The sequence below is a fragment of the Novosphingobium fuchskuhlense genome (assembly GCF_001519075.1).
Lineage (GTDB): Bacteria > Pseudomonadota > Alphaproteobacteria > Sphingomonadales > Sphingomonadaceae > Novosphingobium > Novosphingobium fuchskuhlense.
The window spans coordinates 55,037-75,889 of record NZ_KQ954244.1 but is presented as its reverse complement, the minus strand read 5'-3'; the positions used below and the strand labels follow the sequence as shown (position 1 = coordinate 75,889).

General features: G+C 65.9%; 20 protein-coding genes. 12 read left to right on the top strand and 8 right to left on the bottom strand.

Features of this window, described 5'->3' with window-relative positions:
* The first annotated feature begins 29 nt into the window (after nucleotides 1-29).
* The 12 genes from AQZ52_RS00355 (at nucleotide 30) to AQZ52_RS00300 (ending at nucleotide 13,530) form a co-directional block, all read left to right on the top strand.
* Nucleotides 30-1,322, top strand: coding sequence for an aromatic ring-hydroxylating oxygenase subunit alpha (locus AQZ52_RS00355; RefSeq protein ID WP_240481389.1), 1,293 nt, complete (start codon nucleotides 30-32; stop codon nucleotides 1,320-1,322).
* Complete coding sequence (locus AQZ52_RS00350) at nucleotides 1,319-2,092, top strand: SDR family NAD(P)-dependent oxidoreductase (RefSeq protein ID WP_067905990.1); 774 nt, start codon at nucleotides 1,319-1,321, stop codon at nucleotides 2,090-2,092. Before AQZ52_RS00355 ends, AQZ52_RS00350 begins: the two co-directional genes overlap by 4 nt.
* Before the next feature lies 1 nt (nucleotide 2,093).
* Nucleotides 2,094-3,710, top strand: a complete 1,617-nt coding sequence (locus AQZ52_RS00345) for an FAD-dependent oxidoreductase (RefSeq protein ID WP_067905989.1) — start codon at nucleotides 2,094-2,096, stop codon at nucleotides 3,708-3,710.
* Nucleotides 3,711-3,720: 10 nt separating this feature from the next.
* Entirely contained in the window at nucleotides 3,721-4,671 is a 951-nt protein-coding gene (locus tag AQZ52_RS00340) for an SDR family oxidoreductase (protein ID WP_067905988.1), read from the top strand.
* A 92-nt stretch (nucleotides 4,672-4,763) separates the two neighbouring features.
* Nucleotides 4,764-5,762, top strand: coding sequence for an NADP-dependent oxidoreductase (locus AQZ52_RS00335; protein ID WP_067905987.1), 999 nt, complete (start codon nucleotides 4,764-4,766; stop codon nucleotides 5,760-5,762).
* Between the two features lie 18 nt (nucleotides 5,763-5,780).
* Entirely contained in the window at nucleotides 5,781-6,458 is a 678-nt protein-coding gene (locus tag AQZ52_RS00330) for an SDR family NAD(P)-dependent oxidoreductase (protein ID WP_067905986.1), read from the top strand.
* A gap of 225 nt (nucleotides 6,459-6,683) precedes the next feature.
* On the top strand, nucleotides 6,684-9,194 hold the full coding sequence (locus tag AQZ52_RS00325; RefSeq protein WP_082697472.1) for a TonB-dependent receptor: 2,511 nt from the start codon (nucleotides 6,684-6,686) through the stop codon (nucleotides 9,192-9,194).
* 37 nt (nucleotides 9,195-9,231) lie between these two features.
* Complete coding sequence (locus tag AQZ52_RS00320; protein ID WP_067905985.1) at nucleotides 9,232-10,611, top strand: aromatic ring-hydroxylating dioxygenase subunit alpha; 1,380 nt, start codon at nucleotides 9,232-9,234, stop codon at nucleotides 10,609-10,611.
* Entirely contained in the window at nucleotides 10,611-11,132 is a 522-nt protein-coding gene (locus tag AQZ52_RS00315; protein ID WP_082697471.1) for a nuclear transport factor 2 family protein, read from the top strand. Before AQZ52_RS00320 ends, AQZ52_RS00315 begins: the two co-directional genes overlap by 1 nt.
* Nucleotides 11,129-11,638: a nuclear transport factor 2 family protein gene (locus tag AQZ52_RS00310; RefSeq protein ID WP_067905983.1), complete on the top strand. Its 510-nt coding sequence runs from the start codon at nucleotides 11,129-11,131 to the stop codon at nucleotides 11,636-11,638. Before AQZ52_RS00315 ends, AQZ52_RS00310 begins: the two co-directional genes overlap by 4 nt.
* 4 nt (nucleotides 11,639-11,642) lie before the next feature.
* Nucleotides 11,643-12,170, top strand: coding sequence for a nuclear transport factor 2 family protein (locus AQZ52_RS00305; protein ID WP_067905982.1), 528 nt, complete (start codon nucleotides 11,643-11,645; stop codon nucleotides 12,168-12,170).
* Between the two features lie 16 nt (nucleotides 12,171-12,186).
* A complete protein-coding gene (locus AQZ52_RS00300; RefSeq protein ID WP_067905981.1) occupies nucleotides 12,187-13,530 on the top strand; it encodes an aromatic ring-hydroxylating oxygenase subunit alpha in 1,344 nt (447 codons plus the stop codon).
* Between the two features lie 49 nt (nucleotides 13,531-13,579).
* Here the strand turns inward: AQZ52_RS00300 and AQZ52_RS00295 are convergent, their stop codons facing one another.
* The 8 genes from AQZ52_RS00295 to AQZ52_RS00260 all read right to left on the bottom strand — a co-directional run bounded on the left by AQZ52_RS00295 (nucleotide 13,580) and on the right by AQZ52_RS00260 (nucleotide 20,740).
* On the bottom strand, nucleotides 13,580-14,590 hold the full coding sequence (locus AQZ52_RS00295) for an NADP-dependent oxidoreductase (RefSeq protein ID WP_067905980.1): 1,011 nt from the start codon (nucleotides 14,588-14,590) through the stop codon (nucleotides 13,580-13,582).
* Nucleotides 14,591-14,601: 11 nt separating this feature from the next.
* A complete protein-coding gene (locus AQZ52_RS00290; RefSeq protein ID WP_082697470.1) occupies nucleotides 14,602-15,132 on the bottom strand; it encodes a VOC family protein in 531 nt (176 codons plus the stop codon).
* A 16-nt stretch (nucleotides 15,133-15,148) separates the two neighbouring features.
* Nucleotides 15,149-16,591: a 2-oxo acid dehydrogenase subunit E2 gene (locus AQZ52_RS00285; RefSeq protein ID WP_067905979.1), complete on the bottom strand. Its 1,443-nt coding sequence runs from the start codon at nucleotides 16,589-16,591 to the stop codon at nucleotides 15,149-15,151.
* 11 nt (nucleotides 16,592-16,602) lie between these two features.
* Nucleotides 16,603-17,616, bottom strand: a complete 1,014-nt coding sequence (locus AQZ52_RS00280; RefSeq protein WP_067905978.1) for an alpha-ketoacid dehydrogenase subunit beta — start codon at nucleotides 17,614-17,616, stop codon at nucleotides 16,603-16,605.
* Between the two features lie 23 nt (nucleotides 17,617-17,639).
* On the bottom strand, nucleotides 17,640-18,614 hold the full coding sequence (locus AQZ52_RS00275) for a thiamine pyrophosphate-dependent dehydrogenase E1 component subunit alpha (protein ID WP_067905977.1): 975 nt from the start codon (nucleotides 18,612-18,614) through the stop codon (nucleotides 17,640-17,642).
* 129 nt (nucleotides 18,615-18,743) lie between these two features.
* On the bottom strand, nucleotides 18,744-19,535 hold the full coding sequence (locus AQZ52_RS00270) for an SDR family oxidoreductase (RefSeq protein WP_067905976.1): 792 nt from the start codon (nucleotides 19,533-19,535) through the stop codon (nucleotides 18,744-18,746).
* Between the two features lies 1 nt (nucleotide 19,536).
* A complete protein-coding gene (locus AQZ52_RS00265; RefSeq protein ID WP_082697469.1) occupies nucleotides 19,537-19,974 on the bottom strand; it encodes a nuclear transport factor 2 family protein in 438 nt (145 codons plus the stop codon).
* 4 nt (nucleotides 19,975-19,978) lie between these two features.
* Nucleotides 19,979-20,740: an SDR family NAD(P)-dependent oxidoreductase gene (locus AQZ52_RS00260; RefSeq protein WP_067905974.1), complete on the bottom strand. Its 762-nt coding sequence runs from the start codon at nucleotides 20,738-20,740 to the stop codon at nucleotides 19,979-19,981.
* Nucleotides 20,741-20,853: the final 113 nt, after the last annotated feature.

Here is a 20,853-nt window from a genome sequence, read left to right as displayed (position 1 = left end):
AGATGTTCGCCCGAAGAGGAGTGCGGCAGATGATGGATCAGCAGACAGTCGACACGATCAAGCGCCTGATGGAATGGGAAGCGGCGCGGGATCGCCCTCCCGAGGGCTTTCCATCGTTGCCGGACATGCCTGCCGGGCGCTACACCAGCCAGGAGTACTACGACCTCGAGCAGCAGCACATCTGGAAGAAGAGCTGGCTGTTTGCGGCGCATCTCGATGAAGTGCCAGAGCCCGGCAGCTTCATGCAGTGGGACAACGCCGGCCAGCCGCTGATCATTGTCCATGGCATGGATGGCGTCGTCCGCGCGTTCTATAACACCTGCCGCCATCGCGGCGCACCGGTCGTCACGCAGCAGAGCGGGCGCGCGCCCCGCTTGATGTGCGGCTATCACAACTGGACCTACAAGACCGACGGCGAGCTCGTCGGCGTGCCGGAATCGCAGGACTTCGGCAGCAGTTTCGACAAGTCGTGCCGCAGTCTGATCGGCGTGCGCTGCGAGATGTTCGGCAAGCTGATCTTCGTGAACCTCGACGAACATGCGATGAGCCTGCGCGAGTGGATGGGCCCGTTGTGGGACGAGTGGGAGGAGTTCGGTTTCGACCGTGTGCGCCTCGCCGCGCGCCAGTCGTTCGATCTCAAGTGCAACTGGAAGGTGGCGATGGAGGCGAACATGGAAGTCTACCATGTGCCCTTCATCCATCCCGATACGGTCGCGCCGCTGGTCGATCACAAGCGCAACGTGAACACCATGTTTCCTGGCGGCCACGCGCGGATGATCGCGCCGGCACCGAAAGACACCAACCGCGCCCATGTGCGTGCGATCGACAATCCACCCGAATGGCAGTCGATCGAGACGGTGGGCGAATTGGGGCGGACGACGACCCAGAGCTACACGATGTTCCCCAACTGGGTCTCGCCGCTTTCCAACTTCTTCATTCCGCCGCTGATTTTCTGGCCGACCTCGTTGAACACGACCCGGCTCGAGCTGATCACCATGGCGCTCGACTGGGGCGACGGCCCGGTGCCCGATCTGTGGACCGTGCCCGACGGGATGGGCGGGCGCGCAATGAGCCCGATCATCCTCGAAGACACGCAGTTCGGCGAGGCGATCCAGAAGTCGATGGAAAGCGACGGCTTCAAGTCCGTCCCGCTGAGCTATCAGGAAGCGCGCATCTACAGTTTCCACCAGACCTGCGACAAGATGATCGGGCTGGACCGGGTGCCGCCGCACCTCGCTGTCAAGCAGGTCATCGGCCAGGAATGGGTCTGGCCCAGCGATCCGCGCGTCGCGCAAATGGAACAGCAGGTCGAAGCCGCATGAGCATACTGGATGGGTTCCGCATCGATGGACAGGTTGCCGTCGTTACCGGTGCGGGAAAGGGGATCGGGAGGGCGATTGCGATCGCGCTGGCCGAAGCAGGCGCGGACGTCGCGCTCGGCGCACGCACAGCGGCAGATATCGATGCGGTGGCCGAGGAAATCCGGGCGCGCGGGCGGCGGGCCCTTGCAGTGCCGACCGATGCAACGAGCATGGCTGCTCTGGAAAACCTCGCCGCTCAGGCAGCGGCGGAGCTGGGGACGGTCGGCATCTGGGTCAGCAATGCGGGTGGCATTCCCGATGGCAACCCGCGCTATCTCACCAAGACCACCGAAGAAAGCTGGGACGCGCAAGTCGATCTCAACCTCAAGGCCGTGTGGATGGGCGCGGTTGTCGCCGCGAAAGCGATGGGTGAGGCAGGCGGGGTGATCCTCAACACTTCCTCGCGCGCAGCCTTCGGGCCGCAAGTGAAGAACGGGCCCTATGCCGCGGCCAAAGCGGGGGTGAACAGTCTGACGCAGACGCTCTCACGCGAACTGGCCCCGAAAATCCGCATCAATGCCGTGGCCCCCGGGCCGATCCCGACCGAGAACTTCAACGCCTGCATGCGCACCGACGATGAAGCACGGCGCGAGGCTCTGCGCGAGATGATCGGCATCCCGCTCCAGCGCTATGGCCGGGAAGAGGATATCGCGGCGGCAGCAGTCTATTTGTGCTCGCCCGCCTCGGGCTGGGTTACCGGCCAATGCCTTTACGTGGCCGGGGGACTGTGAGGTGAGCGAGACCTGCGACGTCCTCATCATCGGCGCGGGCGCGGCGGGCATGGCGGCGGCGCTCTCCGCCCATGCTGCGGGGGCTGCGGTCACGCTCGTCGAAAAGGGCGAGCGGCTGGGCGGCACGGCGGCGGTCTCGGGCGGGATCATCTGGGCGGCGAACAACCCCCGGATGCAGGCTGCCGGAATGGCCGACACCGAGGACGACGCGCTCGCCTATTTCGGCAGCCTCGATCACGGCGAGATGGAGCCCGAGGTGCTGGGCGCCTTCGTGCGCGAGGCGCCGGGCGCGCTGGCGTTTCTGGAAGAGGCCGGCGCGCTGTCGGTCAGCATCCTGCCGGGCTATCCGGACTATTACCTCGACCGGCCCGGCGCCAGGCCCGAGGGCGGGCGCGCGCTCGACAACGAGCTGTTCGATTTCACCACGCTGGGTCCGTGGGCGGAGAAGGTGTTCAGTGATGGCGTGATCCAGCGCATGATGCTGCGCGAAACGCCGCTGGGCGGCAGCAGCGGGTTTGTCGATCCGGCGGAACTGAAGCGGCGCGCCGAGGCAGACTTGCGCGGGTTCGGCCAGGCCATGGTCGGGCGGCTGCTGGCAGCCTGCCTCGCCCGCGGAATCGAGCCGCAGCTGGGCATGAAGGCCGAGCGGCTGATCGTGGAGGCGGGCCGCGTCGTCGGGGTGGACTTTGCCGGCGGGCGCAGCATCCGCGCTGGCCGGGGCGTGATCCTCGCGACCGGCGGGTTCGAGTGGAACGAAAGCCTCAGAAAAACCTTCCTGCGCGGGCCGCTCGATATGCCTGCCTCGCCGCCCGGGAATACCGGCGATGGGCTGAGGCTCGCCATGTCGGTCGGCGCGGGGCTTGGCAACATGACCTCGGCATGGTGGGTGCCCACGCTGTCCCTCGGCGGCGCGCAGTGGCCGGGCGGCGAAGAGCGCGCTTCGCCCGTGCTGATCGAACGCACCCTGCCGCACAGCCTGCTCGTCAACCGTGCGGGGAGGCGCTTCTGCAACGAGGCGAACAACTATTCCTCGCTGGCGGGCGCGTTCCATCAGTTCGATCCGGCGACATATGACTATCCCAACAATCCGGCGTGGCTGGTGTGCGATGCGCAATATCGTGCACGCTATCCGCTTGGCACGGTGATGCCGTTCGATCCGCTGCCCGACAGCGTTCTGGTCGCTGATACGCTCGAAGATCTGGCCGGCAGGATGGGCATCGATGCTGCAACTCTGCTGCAGACGGTGGAACGCTTCAATGGGTATGCTGCACAGGCCGAAGACCCCGATTTTGGGCGCGGCAAAAGCGCCTACGATCACTTCTACGGCGACCGTTCGCGCCCCGGCGCGGCAGCGACCCTGGGTCCGCTCACGCAAGGGCCGTTTCACGCCGTCCAGTTAAGGCTCGGCGCGCTCGGCACCAATGGCGGAGCGCGGACCAATGCGGCGGCGCAAGTGCTCGATGTGGATGGCGAACCGATCCCCGGCCTCTATGGCGCAGGCAACGTGATCGCCTGCCCCACCGGCAGCGTTTACGCTGGTGCGGGCGGGACGCTGGGGCCGGCACTCACGTTCGGATGCATCGCGGGGCGAACTGCCGCCCGGCTCGCCAATCAGTAAGGAAATCAAGATGAAGCGCATTCTGGTGCTGGGCGCCACGGGCGATCAGGGGCATCCGCTGCTCACCCGGCTGATCGCGGCTGGGCTGACCCCGGTCGCAGCCTTGCGCAATCCGCAGGCGCTCTCCGGTACCGAATTCGCCGCCGTCGAGACCGTGGCGGCGGATATCTATGACGAAGCCTCGATGATCGCGGCGGCCCAGGGAGTAGACGCGATTGCCGCGCATCTTCCCTTCGTGTTCGACCGGGACCTTGCCCGCAAGATGGGGGCAAGCATCGCGGCGGCGGCCAAGGCGAATGGCGTGCAGCGCATCGTCTTCCACACCAGCTGCCATATCGCCGAGGAGGACATCGGCAGCCCGGCGATGGATGGCCGGCGCGATATCATCAAGGCCATCGCGGGCAGCGGCTGCGAATGGATCATCATCGAATCGCGCGTGTTCATGGACAACATGATCCGCAGCTGGAACAAGCCCGGGATCGTCAACAAGGGCGTGTTCGCCTATCCCGCCAAGCCCGATCTCCAGATCTCGTGGATCTGCCTCGATGATGTGGCGGCCTTCATGGTCGAAGCGCTGACCAACCCGGACCTGCCCAGCGGACGCTACAAGGTGGGCGGGCCCGAGGCGCTGGTGGGCGATGAAGTGGCTGCGATCCTGAGCAAGGTCGCGGGCAAGCCCATCGTGTTCCAGAGCCTCACGCCGGATGATTTCGCCTCGGCGATGAGCCTGCTGGTCACGGGCTCGCCAGACGTGAAGCCGGCCTCGATCTACGACGGGATGGCGCAGTTCTACCGGTGGTACAACGCGCAGGCCCTGTCGCCGCTGGTCGTTGCGCCCGAGGACATGGCGCGGCACTTCCGGCATAGGCCGGCAAGCCTCGCGGAATGGGCCGCCCGGCAGGACTGGAACGATCCGCGCGATCCGGCGCTCGCCACGCGGCTGGCCGGCATGGCGCGCTGATGTCCTTTGGGGCTCATTCAATTCGGTAGGTCCGGATATGCGGCAGTGCCGCTAGTCTTGCCGCCAAGACACTTTTTCCGGGAGATTCCGACGTGACCGAAACCCGTCAATGGCTGCTCAATGGACATCCGCGCGGCCGCCCCATCAACGATGACGACCTCAAGCTGGTCACCACCGCGCTCCCCGAACCGGGGCCGGGTCAGATGCTGCTGAAGACGCACTATCTGGGTTTCGATCCGGCGCAGAAGGGCTGGATGGAAAACATCGCCGACTACGTCGCGCCCATGGCGATCGGCGATGTCATGCGCGGCTCGGGCATCGTCGAGGTCGTTGCGAGCAATGGCGGCAAGTTCCCGGTGGGGACCACACTGGCGGGCTCGATCGTGTGGAGCGAATACCTCATCCACGATGGCGAGGGGCTGATCCCCTGCATGTCCGAACTGCCGCCCACGGCGATGCTCTCGATCCTCGGCACCACGGGCGTCACGGCCTATTGCGGCCTGTTCAAGGTGGGCGAGCCGGTGGCCGGCGACGTCGTGGTCGTCTCGGGTGCGGCGGGCGCGACAGGCTCGATCGTCGGGCAGCTGGCGAAGATCGCGGGCTGCACGGTGATCGGCATCGCCGGCGGCCCTGAAAAGTGCGAATGGCTCGTCAAGGAAGCGGGCTACGACCACGCCATCGACTACAAGGCCGGGCCGATCCGCGCGCAATTGAAGGAACTGGCGCCCCACGGGATCAACGTGATCTTCGACAACGTGGGTGGCAAGATCCTCAACGACATGCTGGCCTGCATCGCCACGAACGCACGCGTGGTGATCTGCGGCGGCATCAGCCGCTACGAAACCGGCAATCTGCCGGCGGGCCCTGAAAACTACTTCAACCTCGTGTTCCGCCGCGCGCGGATGCAGGGCTTCATCGTGCTCGATTGGGCCAGCGAGTTCCCGGATATCCGCCGCCGTCTGGTCAAGTGGGTGAACGAGGGCCGGCTCGCCTACCGCGAGGACGTGCAGCATGGCTTCGAGAATGCACCGGCGACGTTGCAGCGGCTGTTCTCGGGTTCGAACAAGGGCAAGCAGCTGCTGAAGCTGTAAAGGGCAGGAGACAAGGCCATGGCAACTGTTGCAATTACCGGCTGCGCACGCGGCATCGGGCTCGAGCTTGCTGCGCAGCATATTGCGGCGGGCGATACCGTGATCGCCCTGCCGCGCAAGGCCAGTGCGGCGCTGGAGGAATTGGCGGCGTCTTCGGGCGGCAGGCTCACGATCACGCCCTGCGACGTGGCGAGCGATGCCTCCGTGCGTGCGGCGGCGGCAAGCGGAACCGGCACGGTCGACGTGCTCTACAACGTGGCAGGGGTTACCGGACCCATCGCCAACGAGCTTGAAGGCGCGGACTGGGACGCGTGGAACGAGGCCTTTGCGATCATGGTGCAGGGCCCGCTGCGCGTGCTTCAGGCTTTTCTGCCGCGTCTTGGCGAAGGCAGCCGGGTGATCAACGTGACCAGCCAGTTGGGCGCATCGACGTGGCCGATGGGCGGCATGTACGCCTATGCCTCGGCCAAGGCGGCGCTGAACCGGTTGATGCGCTCTGTGGCCATCGATCTCAAGCCCCGGGGCGTGATCATCGGCCTTGTCCATCCCGGCTGGGTGCAGACCGATATGGGCGGCCCGCATGCCGAGATCACCCCGCAGGAAAGCGCCGCCGGCATCCTCAGGCTGGGCGCCGGATGGTCGCTTGATGATACTGGTGAGTTCCGCAAGTGGAATGGCGAGCCGCACGCCTGGTAATATCCGGCAGCCCTTCGGGCGAGTCTGCGAAAACACAGAAAAGCAGCCGGTTCCACCATGGGCCGGCTGCTTTTTCATGTCCCGGCATCCCTGCCGGTTTCCCTATCAAAAGTAGTCAATTGGCGCATAAGTGGTTGAGCCGGGGCCCCAGATTGATACCCTCGCTCCAGTTCGCCGACCCCACGAACAATCCGGGCGGCGCTTCCGTGAAGTGGGAGAGGTACTATGCGTGATCTGGGGCGGCACATCAAATCCGTGCGTCTGAATTTCCTGTCCGGCACGGCGCGCGGCGCCGCTCTTGCGCTGCTGGCACCGGGCGTGCTGCTGGCCGGGGCGCCAGCCTTTGCCGCCGATGAGGCGCCGCCGCCGCAGTCCGGCGCGTCGGCCGATTCGACCGCCTCGAGCGGCGTCCAGGACATCATCGTGACCGCCCGCCGCCGCTCGGAAAGCGTGCAGAGCATTCCGGTGTCGGTGCAGGCGATCAGCGCGGCCACGGTGCAGACCCGCGACCTCACCAGCCTTGAAAAGATCGCGGCGGCCACCCCGCAGTTCACCGTCGCGCGAGCCTCGAACGGGGCCGGCGCGCAGCTCACCATGCGCGGTATCGGATCCAACGCCACGTCCATCGGTATCGAGCAGTCGGTCGCGATCGTGGTGGACAGCGTCTATTACGGGCAGGGCCGCGTCATCAACGAAGGCTTCTTCGATCTGGCCCGTGTGGAAATCCTCAAGGGTCCGCAGGCGCTGTTCTACGGCAAGAACGCGACCGCGGGTGTGATCAGCCTGACCACCGCCGATCCCGGCAAGGACCGCGAGATCCTTGCGCGTGTCGGCTATGAGGCCAATGCTCGCCAGCTCTACGGCGAGGCGGTCTATTCGACCCCGCTGGGCGACAATTGGGGCCTGCGCCTTGCGGTGCGCGGCTCGAAGATGTTCGGCGGCTGGTATCGCAATGCCGCCGGATCGCAGAACTACCCGACCCTTGACGTCGCCAAGGGCTTTGCATCGACCAACCACGTGGCGGCCCCGTCCGCTGCGGACCAGCCGCAGGAACGCGAGCTGATCGGGCGCGCCACGCTGAAGTATGACGGCGGCACTGGCCTGACCGCCACGCTCAAGGCATCGGGTTCGTGGAACGACACCATCGGCAACGGCTGGAACTATTCGGCGGTGCGCTGCCCGACCGGTGCGACCGCGCTGAATCCGGCCTACAAGTGCGATGGCGGGTTCAAGATCTACCAGAACAACTTCCCCGTCGACATCGCGCAGGCAACGCCCTTCGCGCGGGAAAACGGCGATCTCTACAACACCTACAAGTCGTGGCAGGTGACCGGCACGGTCAACTACGACATGCAGAACGTGACCCTCAACTCGGTCACCAACTACAACTGGAACAACAACAAGTTCGGCTGCGACTGCGACTTCCTCGGCGGCGGCGTGTGGGCCACGGAAAATGCCAGCTACCACGCTTTCAGCCAGGAACTGCGCGCGCTGACCAAGTTCGAGGGGCCGTTCAACGTGATGGTCGGCGGGCTGTACCAGAAGACCAAGCGCACCTTCTTCCAGACCGTGCTGTTCGCAAATCTCGAAAACTCGGCCGCGCCGACGGGTATGCGCTATGTCGCCTATGCCAAGGATTCGGCGACCGACGGCGAGACGCTGTCCGCGTATGGCCAGGCGATCTGGAAGATCGTCCCCACGATCGAAGCCACGGCGGGCGTGCGCTACACGCACGAGACCAAGAAGAGCTTCTTCACCCAGCCCTACGTCAACCCGGCGCTCACCGGCATCTTCCGTCCGCAGAGCGCGGCGGCCAATGGCGTGCTGACGGGAGACCAGAAGTTCAACGACTGGTCGCCGGACGTGACGCTCAGCTGGAAGCCCACCACCGACGTGATGGTCTACGGCGCGTACAAGACCGCCTACAAGTCGGGCGGGTTCTCCAACAGCGCGATCAACTCCTCGCTGGTCACCAACAACCCCTCGGCCGACCTTGCGTTCAACCCGGAAAAGGGCCGCGGTTTCGAGGCGGGCATCAAGACCACGCTGTTCGATCGCCAGTTGCGCGCCAACCTCACGCTCTACAGCTACAAGTATACCGACCTGCAGATCGACTTCTTCAATGCGCAGGTCTTTGCCTACGTCACCTACAACGCCGGTGCGGCGCGTTCGAAGGGGGCCGAGCTGGAGCTGGAATATGCGCCGCGGTCTGTGCCGGGCCTGACGCTGCGCGGCACGCTCAATTACAACCGCGCACGCTACATCGATTTCATCGCGCCGTGCTGGTCGGGCCAGAGCATCGCGGCGGGCTGCTCGCTGAAGGTGAACGGCATCGAGCGGCAGGACCTGAGCGGCACGCCGACATCCTCCGCGCCGGAATGGACGGCAACGGCGGGCGTCTCCTATGAGACCGAGATCGGCAAGGACCTCAAGATCGGCGGCAACATCGATACCCGCACCACGAGCTCGTACCTCGGTTCGAGCTTCGGCGATCCCTATACCCGGCAGGACGGTTATGCCGTGCTCGATGCGGGCCTCAGGATCGGCGCCCAGAACGACCGCTGGCAGCTTGCCGTGATCGGCAAGAACCTCACCAACAAGTTCTACTTCATCGGTGCCGGCACCGCTCCGCTGACCGGCGCGGGCACCGGTACCAACAACGCGACGCTGGGCGACATCATTGGCTACGGCTCGATGCCGCGCACGGTGCGCCTGCAGGTGACGGTCAAGTATTGAACCTGGGGCGGGGAGGGGCGGAAGGAGCTCTTGCGGCATGAACCTTGAGACCAGCCTGCCTCTCCCTGCGGAACCCGGTGCGGCCCGCTGCCCCGGGCCCAGCACGCGCGATATCATCCTCGCGGACGGGCAGGATGTGCCGCCTGCCCTGATCACGGAGGCCTATGCCTTCGCGGGGGATGCCGACATCGCCTACGATCGGTATACCGATCCCGATTTCATGGCGCGCGAGTTTACCCGGATGTGGGCACGCACCTGGCAATGGGCCGCGCGCGAGGAACATATCCCCGAGGCGGGCGATTACATCACCTACGATATCGGGCCGTGGTCGATCCTGATCGTGCGCGGCGATGATGGTGCGATCCGCGCTTATCGCAATGCCTGCCTGCATCGCGGCACCCAGCTCAAGCGCTCCGATAGCAGCGGCAATGCGGCGGAACTGCGCTGCCCCTTTCACGGCTGGCGCTGGTCGCTCGAGGGCGAACTGGCGCATTTGCCCTGCCGGTGGGACTTCCCGCATGTGAAGGACGAGGAATTCCAGCTGCCGCAAGTGCGGATGGAAACCTGGGGCGGGTTCATCTTCGTCAACCTCGATCCCGAGGCGCGGCCGCTGATGGAGCAGCTCGGGCCGCTGGCCGAGCATTTCTCGGGGCGCTGGGATCTTGCCGACCGCCGGATTTCGCTGCACCTCCAGAAGGAGCTGCCGACCAACTGGAAGGCGGCGCAGGAGGCCTTCCTCGAGGCCTACCACGTCTACGAAACCCATGCGCAGGCGCTGCCCACCGCGGCCGATGCCAACGCGCAATACGACCTGTTCAGCGATCATGTGACGCGCTTCGTCCACACCATCGGCGTTGCGAGCCCGCACTACACCGGCACGCAGACGGAGCAGGAGCTTTATGACCGGATGCGCGTCGCCCCGGGCACGCTGCCGGAAGGACGCACGGCACGCTCCTATGCTGCACAAATGCTGCGCGAACAGATGTCGGCCGATCTGGGCGTCCCGCTCGACATCTATTCGGACAGCGAGATGCTCGATTCGATCGAGTACCACCTGTTCCCGAACATGTGCCTGTTCCCCGGCGTCTCGCTGCCGATGATCTACCGCTTCCGCCCGATCGGAGGCGACCCTTCGCGCACGCTGTTTGATCTCCTGTTCCTCAAGCTGGTGCCGCCGGGCACGCCCGTGGAGCATCCGCCCGAGCCGGTGCGGCTTACCGTCGAGCAATCCTATGCCGAAGCGCCGGGAATGAACCCGGGGCTCGGCGGAGTCTATGATCAGGATACCGACAATCTCGCGCTGCAATACCAGGGCTTTCTGGGCTCGGCGAAGCGCGGTCAGACCTTGGGGAACTATCAGGAGGCGCGCATCCGTCAGTTCCACCAGACACTCGATCAGTATCTGGAAAGGCCCTGATGATGGACGCGCTGGATCGCCTTACCTCGTGGCAGGCTATCTACGACCTTTCCTGCGACTACATGCGCGCGCAGGACCGGCTCGATCCGGCGCTGCATATTTCCGTGTTCCACGATGATGCGACCACCGACTACGGCGCAGGGTGGAAAGGCGATGCACCGGGGTTCGTCGCCTTCGCGCAAAAGGTGCTGACCCCGCACAAGGCCAACCACCACATGATCGGGCAGGTGCGCATCGATTTCGAGAGCGCCGACACGGCGTTTGGAGAGGTCTATTTCCAGGCGCACCACCGCGTGGTGGGTGAGGATGGCGGCGAACGCGACATGTTCGTCGCCGGGCGCTACGTCGATCGCTACGAACGGCGCGCAGGGCTCTGGAAGATCGCCCACCGCAGTGAACTGGTCGACTGGGTGCGCGACGAACCGGCCGCCGATCTGCCGGGGGGCGAGACGATGTTTCCTTGGGGCGCCCGCGCGCCCCGTGATCTCAGCTGCCGGCGCGAGGAGATGCGGGTTCGATGAGCATGGTGCGCCCCGAGGAGCTGGCCGATCGGCTTGCGATCATGGACCTGCTCAGCCGCTATGCGCGCGGGATCGACCGGTGCGATCTGGCTGTGCTGCGCGAAGTCTGGTGGCCGGAAGCGATGGCGGATTATGGCACGGGCGAGATCAATGCGCTGGCATGGTCCGAAGGCGTGATTCCGGCGCTGGCCGCCATGCGCCGCACGCAGCATTTCCTCGGCAACATGCTGATCGATATCGACGGCGCGCAGGCCGCGGCGGAAACCTATTGCCGCGCCTGGCATGAGGTGGACGGGCCTGATGGTCCTGCAGAGATGGAAGTTGGCGGGCGTTATCTCGACCGGCTGGAGCGGCGCGGCGACGAATGGCGGCTGCTGCACCGCCGCTATGTGCTCGACTGGAGCCGCAACGGCCCCTCGACCGCGCAGTGGGACGGTCCGCTTTATGGAACGCTGAAGCGCCACGGCAAGCGCCTGCCCGACGATCCCTTGCATACCGGAGACTGACCCCATGGCTGCTGACCTCGATCCCCGCGTGGCGCTGCTGCTCGACAAGATGGCCTGCACCGAACTGGTCCACCGCCTCGCGCGCGGGATCGACCGCTGCGACGCGGACCTCGTGCGTTCGGTGTTCCACCCCGATGCGACCGACGACCACGGCATGTACCAGGGCACTGCGGCCGATTTCGTGCCGTGGGTGATGGAAGTCCTGGCCGGCATGCGCCGTACCCAGCACATGATCGGCAACGTGCTGGTCGAGGTCGACGGCGATACGGCCAAGGGCGAGGCCTACTTCATCGCGCACCACCATATCCCGAGCGAGGCTGGCGGCGACAACTTCATGGTCGCGGCCGGGCGCTATCTTGACCGGTTCGAGCGGCGCGGTGGGACGTGGAAGATTTCCCACCGCCATGCCGTCTATGACTGGAGCACGGTCGCGCCATCGACCGATATGTGGGACCGCACGGCCATGCCCGGATACGCCTTCGGGGAACGCGGCCACGTCGATCCATCCTATCCTCACTTTGCCGGTGCCTGAAACAGGAGACCATCCCATGACCACGCAAGCCGAACTCGCCCGCGCCCGCGCCACGTCGCTCGCCGATATCTCCCCGCTGGCCGATCCGCCGCTGGGCAATGCGCCGATCACGCCGGACCGCTATTTCTCGAAGGAATGGGCGGACCGCGAGTGGGACCGGATCTGGACGCGGACCTGGCAGATCGCCGGCACGCAGGCGCAGATCCCGAATGCGGGTGATTGGCTGACCGCCGATTTCGGGCCCGAAACGATCGTCTGCGTGCGCGGCGACGATGGGCAGGTGCGTGCGTTCTACAACGTGTGCCAGCACCGCGCGATGCCGGTGGTGACGGGCGAGCAGGGCCACTCCAAGCGGCTCGTCTGCCCCTATCACGGCTGGTCCTATGACCTCACCGGCAAGCTCAAGGTCGTGCCCGACGAGGCCGATTTCGTGCAGGGCTCGCCCTGCGGCAAGCTCAACCTCGTCGAGGTGAAGTGCGAGACCTGGGCCGGGTTCGTGTGGATCAACATGGACAAGGACGCCGCGCCGCTGCGGCAGTTCATGGGGCCGATTGCCGATCAGATCGATACCTATCCGATGGACGCGATGGTCCGCACGCACTGGGTGACGATCGAGGGCAACTTCAACTGGAAGCTGGTGCAGGACAATTTCAACGAGAGCTATCACGTGCCCTTCGTCCACCCGCAGACGAAGTTCGTGATGGAGTACGGCTACAACCACTGCCAGTTCGATCTCTACCCCGAAGGCCATGCGCGCATGTTCATGCCGGGTGCGGGCCCCACCAAGCAGCTGCGTGGCGGCGAGGCGGAGACGCTCGAAATGCTGCGCGAGGAGCTGGAGTTCTGGGACCTCGATCCCGAACAGTTCCGCGGCGGCAAGACCGGCGAGATCCGCAAGGCCCTGCAGCAGGCCAAGCGCGCGAAGGGGGCGGAGAAGGGCTTCGACTTCTCGACCTACCACGACGACCAGCTGACCGATCACTGGCACTACACGATCTTCCCGAACCTCTCGTTCAGCCTCAAGCCCGATGGCAACATCTGGCTGCGCGCCCGCCCGCACGAAACCGAACCGGAAAAGTGCTACTTCGACATGTGGTACATGACGCTCTTCCCCGCGGGCACGACGCGCTACTACTCGCAGTCGATGTCCGAATGGGTCGATGTCTCGGTCCCCGCCCCGCACGTGCAGGGCAAGTGGGGCGAGGTTTCTGCCGGCCCCGGGATCGATCAGGATGTCTCGGTGTGGGAAGCGCAGCAGCGCGGCCTGCACTCGCGCGGTTACAAGCGCGATTACCTCGCATGGCAGGAGCGCCGCGTGCGCTACTTCCACGAGAATCTGGAAAAGTGGATGGCGGACTGATCCGCGTTTCTGCCCCGCCCCCTCCCGTTCAGCGGGAGAGGAGGCGGGGTCAGGCCACTTTCACCAGCACCTTGCCGATCGCGCCGCCGCCCAGCATCTTCGCATAGGCGGCCAGCGTGTTTTCAAGGCCCGGCGTTTCATCGAAGCGTGAGACGAGGCGGCCCTCGTCGTGCCACTGCCGCAAGGGGGCGATGAATTCCTCGGCGCGGTGGAAGTGATCGGGCACGAAGAAGCCTTCGATCCGCAGCCGCTTCATCAGCACCTGATCATAGCGCGCCGGGCCCGGCAGCGGCTTGTCGGCGTCATAGGCCGCCACCAGTCCGCACACCGCAACGCAGCCGAACAGCGCCATGTTCGGCAGGATCGCATCCAGGATCGGCCCGCCGACATTGTCGAAATAGGCATTGAGCCCGCCGGGAACTTCGGCGGCGAGGCGCGCGGCCACGTCGTCCGCCTTGTAGTCGATGGCGATATCGGCGCCGAGATCTTGCACGAGATAGGCGCACTTGGCGGGGCCGCCCGCGATCCCCACCACATGCGCGCCGAGATTGCGCGCAACCTGCACCGCAAGGCTGCCGGTCGCCCCGGCAGCGGCGGAAACCGCGATCCACTGGCCGGGCTGGATGCGCGCGGTGTCGCGCACACCGAGGAGGGCGGTCCAGCCGTTCATGCCCAGCGCGCCGAAATGCTCGCGCAGGTCGGGCAGGCTCTCGTCGAGCGCCATGAGGCCAGCCATGGCGGGAGTGACCACGGAATAATCCGCCCACTGCCCGAACCCGCGCACCAGCGTGCCCTCGGGGAACGCGGGGTCGCGCGTCTCGACCACGCGGCCGATGACAAGGCCTGACATCTTCGAGCCCAGCGGCAACGGCGGCTGGTAGCCATCGGTGCGCGGGCTCATCCACATGCGCGTGCCCGCGTCCATCGAGAGCCACCCAGCGGCGATGCGGACTTCACCCTCGGCCAGCGGCTGGAGCGCTTCCTCGCGGAAGGAGAGCGCACTGGCGAAAGCGTCGCCCTGCGGATGGGCATCGAGCTGCCAGAAACGGTTGGTGGTCATGGTCGCAGCTTTCAGCGCAAGCGGATGGTGGTGATGAGATCACGCGGCGGAGCGCCCTCGCGCGCAGCATCGGCCACCATCGCGTAGAAACCAAGCAGGCTGGGGCGCGGGGTGTAGAGCTCGGTCATATGGCCCAGCGTGGCGCTGGTATCGGCGAAGGCATAGACGAAGCCGTCCGCCATCTCCGCGCGCATGGCGCAGGGGGCACCTTGGGCCTCAAACGCCGCGAGCGCCGCATCCACATCCTCGACGAAGACGGCAACGTGGTGAAACCCGTAGCGGCCCGAGCCCTCGGGATAGATGTCGTGAAACGGCGAGGGGCCGGGGTTGTTCTGCTGGACGAACTCCACCATCACCTCACCCCATTGCCCATAGGCCGAGCTGTGATCGTGCGGACGCTCCACTCCGCGATGGACGCAGCGCGCCAGCGGGATGTTGTCCGCCACGAAGAACGGACCGGAGCCATATGCCGAATGGTGCGCAGCAGCAGCCGCGCGCACGTCGGCACAGAAGTAGGCAATCTGCCGGATGGCCAGGCCCACTAGCGCACTCTGCGCATCAGCTGAACAGCGATTCCGGTGCCTCGATCAGCGCCTTCAAGGTCTGCAGGAAGCCTGCGCCCGCAGCGCCGTCGATTGCGCGGTGATCGACCGAGAGCGAGAGCCTGATCTGGCTCTCGAACGCGATGTCGCCGTCCGCCGTCTCCACGGCGACGCGGTTGATCCCGCCCACCGCAAGGATCGCCCCCTGCGGCGGATTGATGATCGCGTCGAACTCCTCGATCCCCATCATGCCGAGGTTGGAGATGGAGAACGTGCCCCCGTCCATGTCCTCGAAGCTGAGCCGTCCGGCTGCAGCCTTGTCGATCAGCGCGCGGGTGGTGGCGGCGATCTGCGCGATGTGCATCCGGTCCGCCTGCCGCACGATCGGGGTGACGAGGCCCTTGGGGCTCGCGACTGCAATCGCCACATCTGCATGGGGGAAGGAGTGCACTGCGTCTGCCGCGACTTGCACGTTGACGTCCGGGTGCCGCACCAGCGCCATCGCCACGGCCTTGACGAGGTAGTCGTTGATCGAGGCTTTCGTCCCCATCACGATATTCGCCGTCTTGCGCAGCGCGACCAGCTCATCGACCCGCGCGGAGACGCGCAGGTAGAAGTGCGGGATGGTCTGCTTGGCCTCGGTCAGGCGGCGGGCGACGACCTTGCGGACCTTGTCGAAGGGCTGGACGACCGGCGTGTTGGCCACCGCCACAAAGGGCGCGCCGAACGCGGGCGCTGGCGCGGCTTCCGGCACGGCAGGCTTCACCGCGCCCAGCACGTCCGCCTTCGAGATACGGCCGCGCGGGCCGGTGCCCTTGAGGCTCGCAAGGTCGATGCCGTACTGCGCGGCAAGGCGCGCGGCGAGCGGCGAGGCGAAGACGGCGCGGCTCTCGGCCGGAAGGTCGGCCGGGCCCTTGGGGGAGAGCACTGGCTCGGGGCGCATCGCCTGGACTACGTCCTGATAGGTGATGCGGCCACCCCGACCCGAACCCGTGATGGGTTCGATATCCACACCGCTCGCTTCGGCGAGCTTCAGCGCCTCCGGGCTGATCGGCCGGTTGGTGACGATCTTTTTGGGCTCCGGCGCGGCAGCCGCAGGGGCCGGAGCAGCGGCGGCAGCCGGTGCCGCTTCGGCTCCGGCCTTAGCGGCAACGCCCGTTTCAGCGGGCTTGAATGATGCCACGAAGGCATCGACTTCGGCGTCGGTCGTGGCCGCATCGGTGAACACCCCGAGCAGCGCTCCGACCGGCTGGGGCTGGTCGCTGGCAGGCACGAGCACGCGCTTCAGCACGGCATCGTATTCCGCCTCGACTTCATTGGTGATCTTGTCGGTCTCGATCAGGCAGATGACCTGACCGCGCGTGAAGGCCTCGCCTTCCTTGACCATCCATTCGGCAACCGTGCCCTCGGTCATTTCGATGCCCCACTTGGGCATGCAGAACGGGCGGATATCAGCCATGGTGGGCTTCCTTAGCGGTACGAGAGAACCTTGCGCACCGCCGCTTCGATCTTGGGGATCGAGGGGAGATACGCGGTTTCCAGCTCGCGCGCGAACGGGACAGGCGTGTGCGGCGGGTTCACGCCGAGCGGCGGGGCCTTGAGGCTGGCGAAAGCCTTTTCGGCGACCATCGAGCAGATGTCGCTCGACAGGCTGCAGCGCGGCGGGGCCTCGTCGACCACGACAAGGCGGCCGGTCACCTCGACCGAATCGAGGATCGCTTCCTCGTCGATCGGGCTCGTGGTGCGCAGGTCGATCACGTCGCAGCCGATGCCTTCGGCGGCCAGCTTGTCGGCCACCGCCTCGCAGAAGCCGAGCAGCAGGCCGGTGGAGACGATCGTCACGTCGTTGCCCGCACGGCTGAGGCGCGCGTGGCCGAAGGGGATCATGAAATCCTTGTCGTCGGGCACTTCGCCCTTCACGCCGTAGAGCGCCTTGTGCTCGAGGAAGATCACCGGATCGTCGTCGCGGATCGCGGTGCGCAAGAGGCCCTTCACGTCCGCAGGCGTGCTCGGCATCACCACCTTGAGGCCGGGCATGCCGGTCAGGATCTGGTGCGCGGCCTGGCTGTGCTGCGCGGCGGCGTTGTAGCCGGCGCCCCAGGCCATGCGGATCACCGCCGGGCACTTGGTCTTGCCGCCGAACATGTAGCGGAACTTGGCGATCTGGTTCCAGATCTGGTCAAGCGAAACGCCGATGAAGTCGGCGAACATCAGCTCGGCCACCGGGCGCTTGCCCGAGAGCGCGAGACCGGCCGCCGCGCCGACGATGGCGCTTTCCGAGATCGGGGTGTCGATCACGCGGTCGCCGCCGAACTTGCCCCACAGGCCCGCCGAGGTCGACCAGATCCCGCCGATGGCCTCGGGGCCGCCTGCGGTGCCATTGCCGCCCACGACGTCCTCGCCCAGCACGACGACGTTCGGGTCGCGCTCCATTTCCTCGGCGATCGTGGAGAGAACCGCCTCGCGATACATCATTCTTGCCATTGTCGCGCTCCTCGTGGGCGGAATCAGTACGAGATGTAGACGTCTTCAAGGACGTCTTCGGGTGTGGGCCGCGGGGCGGCCTTGGCCTTGGTGACGGCGTTCTCGATGGCGTCCATCACATCGGCGTCGACCGCATCGATATCTGCATCCGTCAGCAAGCCCGCGCCAGTCACGCTGGCGCGGAACTTCTTGATGCAGTCACGCGTCTCGCGGATGCGGTCGAGTTCGCCCGGCCCGCGATAGCGCTGCGGATCGCCCTCGAAGTGGCCGAAGAAGCGCTCGGTATCGAACTCCACCGCCGCCGGGCCGTTGCCGGGCACGCGGACATAGTCGAGCACTTCGCGCATCGTTTCATAGACCGAGAAGAAATCGGTGCCGTCGCCGCGCCACACCTTCATGCCGAAGGCTTCGGCGCGGCTGGCGATATCCTTGTTGGTGCCCACCGCGTATTCGAAGCCGGTGTGTTCGGAATAGTGGTTGTTCTCGAACACGAAAATGCAGGCCGCCTTGGTGACGACAGCCATGTTCATCGCCTCGAAGGTGGTGCCCTGGTTGCACGCGCCGTCGCCCGAGAAGGTGATGGCAACGTGGCCCTTGCCGTCGATCTTGCAGGCGATGCCCGCACCCACCGCAATCGGCGCGCCCGCGCCGACGATGCCGTTGGCGCCCAGCATGCCCTTGTCGACATCGGCGATGTGCATCGAGCCGCCCTTGCCCTTGCACAGGCCGTCGCGGCTGCCCCAGATCTCGGCCATCATGCCGTCCACGTCACAGCCCTTTGCCAGACAGTGGCCGTGGCCGCGGTGGGTCGAGACGATCTTGTCATCGGTCGAGAGGTGTTCGCACACGCCCACCGCAACGGCTTCCTGCCCGCAGTAGAGGTGGGTGAAGCCCGCGATCTCGCCGGTCTGGATGTCGATGTGGAGTCGTTCCTCGAATTCGCGGATGACCTTCATCTGGCGATAGGCCCGCAGCAATTGGTCGCGGCTGAGTTGCACCTTCAATCTCCCGGTTTGCTGGCCAGCGCGGCGCTCATGGCCGCGCGCGGATCATGCGAATGACATGGCCACCCAGCGTTATGCTTGAGAAGCCATAAAAGTGATAGGTTGCGCTGTGCGGTGCGGCAATCAGCGATCTGTGCGGGGTACCGTGCTGCCGGCGATCACCGAGGCACCGTCGTCGATCACGTGGCTCTGGCCATTGATGAAGCGGCTCTCGTCCGAGGCGAGGAAGAGGACAAGATTGGCGACATCGACCGGTTCGCCAAGGCGGTTCATCGCGGTGGCGTTGTCATGCACCGGGGCGGCGGCACCAAGCGCGGCGAGCTTTCCGCCAAGGCTCTGCACCATCGGCGTGTCGATCCCGGCGGGGAGCACCGAATTGGCCCGCACGCCGCGCCCGTTCTTGATCGAATAGGCCGCCGTCGCGCGGGTATAGGCATCGATCGCGCCCTTGGCCGCGCTGTAGGCGGCGAAAGTCGGCTCGCCCTGGATCGCCGCGATCGAGGCCATGTTGACGATTGCGCCGCCGCCGTTCGCAGCCATCGCCGGGATCGCGTGCTTGGTGCCGAACACCACGCCGTCGAGGCTGACCGCCATGATCTTGCGGTAGGTGTCCTCCGTCAGCGTCTCGGGATCGCCGAATTCGACGATACCGGCATTGTTGACCAGCACATCGAGCCGCCCGTGGCGCGCCACCACATCGGCGATGAGCGCTTCCCATGCGGCCTCGCTGGTGACGTCGAGGTGCTGGTACTGCGCGCCATCGCCCAGCTCGGCGGCAAGCGCGCTGCCCGCGGCGTCATCGACATCGGTGAGGATCACGCGCGCACCCTCGGCCACGAACAGCCGCGCGTCCGCTGCCCCGAGCCCCTTGGCCGCGCCGGTGATGATCGCGACTTTGCCCTTCAGACGGTCCATGTCAGCCCTCCAGCTTCACCGCGCCAGGGCGCGGCGGGCCGGCCTCGCGGGCGACCAGCGCGCAGTCGTGGTAGTGAATCGTGTATTCCACCATCAGCCCTTCGACGCAGCGTGTCGTCTCCGCCAGCGAAGTGCTGATGCGGTTGCCGGTGAGCTTGGAGGTCATCGTCATGCGCAGCTGCAGGCAGAAGTAGTTTTCGTCCGTCAGGATGCCCAACCGGTCGACCACCACGTCGTCCCAATAGCTCCATACGTGCGGGAACAGGCGGATCAGCGCGTCCTGCCCCTTCCAGTCGCCGCCGAAGGGCAGCTCCGGCGGCTCGTGGACGACATAGTCGGGCGAGGTGATGGCGAGGACGCCGGCCCAGTCGCCCTTGTCGATGCAGCCGAGCATGGTCTCGGCGAGTTCGCGCGGGGATTTGTGAGGCATTTGGCTCATGGTCTCAGAACTGCACGCGCTTGGTGAAGCCGCCGTCAATCACGAGATTGACGCCGGTGGTATAGCACGAGGCCGGGCTGGCGATGAACACCACCGCGCGGGCCACTTCGTCCGGCGCACCGAGGCGTCCCATCGGGATCTGCGCCTTGATGCCGTTGTAGAAGTCCGGCATCGCGCCCTGGATCATGTCCCAGCTGCCGCCCTTGAACTCGATCGGGCCGGGCGAGACGGTGTTGACACGGATGCCCTTGGGCGCGAGCGCCTGGGAAAGCTGCGATGCATACGTGATCAGCGCGGCTTTGATCGCGTTGTAGGCCTGCGGCATGATGAACGTCTCGACCGCAGCGGTGGACGACATCACGATGATCGAGCCCGCGCCCGAGGCTTCGAGCGCCGGGGTCAGCGTCTCGATGCCCTTGACCGCAGCCATGATGTCCACGTCGAGGCACTTCTGCCAGTCCTGCGTGGCGCCCGCGCCCGAAACGCTCGCCATGTTGATGAAGATGTCGCAGCCGCCGAGCTTTTCCACCGCGCCGGTCAGCCAGGCCACATAGCCTTCGATGTTGTTCGTCATGTCGAACGCGTCACCGTGGGCCGTGCCGGGATTGCCGGCCAGTTCTGCCAGCGCGGCGTCGATCTTGGCCTGATCGCGCGAGAAGAAGGCGATATCGGCGCCTTCACTGGTGAGGATCTTGAGAATCTCGAGCCCGATGCCGCGGGCCCCGCCGTTCATGATGACTTTCTTGCCCTTCAGACCCAGATCCATCGCGCTCTCCGTCCATGATGTGCACCCGGCTGACCCGGGCCTTTGTGGGGGCAGAATAGCCAAAACGCGCGGGCTGGCAGCGCGCGGAAATGATAGTTTCTGAGCCCCCTGAA

Excerpts from the sequence above, each read along its gene's own strand:
- AQZ52_RS00260 (WP_067905974.1), bottom strand. The coding sequence starts at position 20,740 with ATGGATCTGGGTCTGAAGGGCAAGAAAGTCATCATGAACGGCGGGGCC.
- AQZ52_RS00285 (WP_067905979.1), bottom strand. The coding sequence starts at position 16,591 with ATGGCTGATATCCGCCCGTTCTGCATGCCCAAGTGGGGCATCGAAATG.
- AQZ52_RS00295 (WP_067905980.1), bottom strand. The coding sequence starts at position 14,590 with ATGACCACCAACCGTTTCTGGCAGCTCGATGCCCATCCGCAGGGCGAC.
- AQZ52_RS00280 (WP_067905978.1), bottom strand. The coding sequence starts at position 17,616 with ATGGCAAGAATGATGTATCGCGAGGCGGTTCTCTCCACGATCGCCGAG.
- AQZ52_RS00270 (WP_067905976.1), bottom strand. The coding sequence starts at position 19,535 with ATGGACCGTCTGAAGGGCAAAGTCGCGATCATCACCGGCGCGGCCAAG.
- AQZ52_RS00300 (WP_067905981.1), top strand. The coding sequence starts at position 12,187 with ATGACCACGCAAGCCGAACTCGCCCGCGCCCGCGCCACGTCGCTCGCC.
- AQZ52_RS00310 (WP_067905983.1), top strand. The coding sequence starts at position 11,129 with ATGAGCATGGTGCGCCCCGAGGAGCTGGCCGATCGGCTTGCGATCATG.
- AQZ52_RS00350 (WP_067905990.1), top strand. The coding sequence starts at position 1,319 with ATGAGCATACTGGATGGGTTCCGCATCGATGGACAGGTTGCCGTCGTT.
- AQZ52_RS00355 (WP_240481389.1), top strand. The coding sequence starts at position 30 with ATGATGGATCAGCAGACAGTCGACACGATCAAGCGCCTGATGGAATGG.
- AQZ52_RS00320 (WP_067905985.1), top strand. The coding sequence starts at position 9,232 with ATGAACCTTGAGACCAGCCTGCCTCTCCCTGCGGAACCCGGTGCGGCC.
- AQZ52_RS00265 (WP_082697469.1), bottom strand. The coding sequence starts at position 19,974 with ATGAGCCAAATGCCTCACAAATCCCCGCGCGAACTCGCCGAGACCATG.
- AQZ52_RS00325 (WP_082697472.1), top strand. The coding sequence starts at position 6,684 with ATGCGTGATCTGGGGCGGCACATCAAATCCGTGCGTCTGAATTTCCTG.
- AQZ52_RS00340 (WP_067905988.1), top strand. The coding sequence starts at position 3,721 with ATGAAGCGCATTCTGGTGCTGGGCGCCACGGGCGATCAGGGGCATCCG.
- AQZ52_RS00330 (WP_067905986.1), top strand. The coding sequence starts at position 5,781 with ATGGCAACTGTTGCAATTACCGGCTGCGCACGCGGCATCGGGCTCGAG.
- AQZ52_RS00305 (WP_067905982.1), top strand. The coding sequence starts at position 11,643 with ATGGCTGCTGACCTCGATCCCCGCGTGGCGCTGCTGCTCGACAAGATG.
- AQZ52_RS00315 (WP_082697471.1), top strand. The coding sequence starts at position 10,611 with ATGATGGACGCGCTGGATCGCCTTACCTCGTGGCAGGCTATCTACGAC.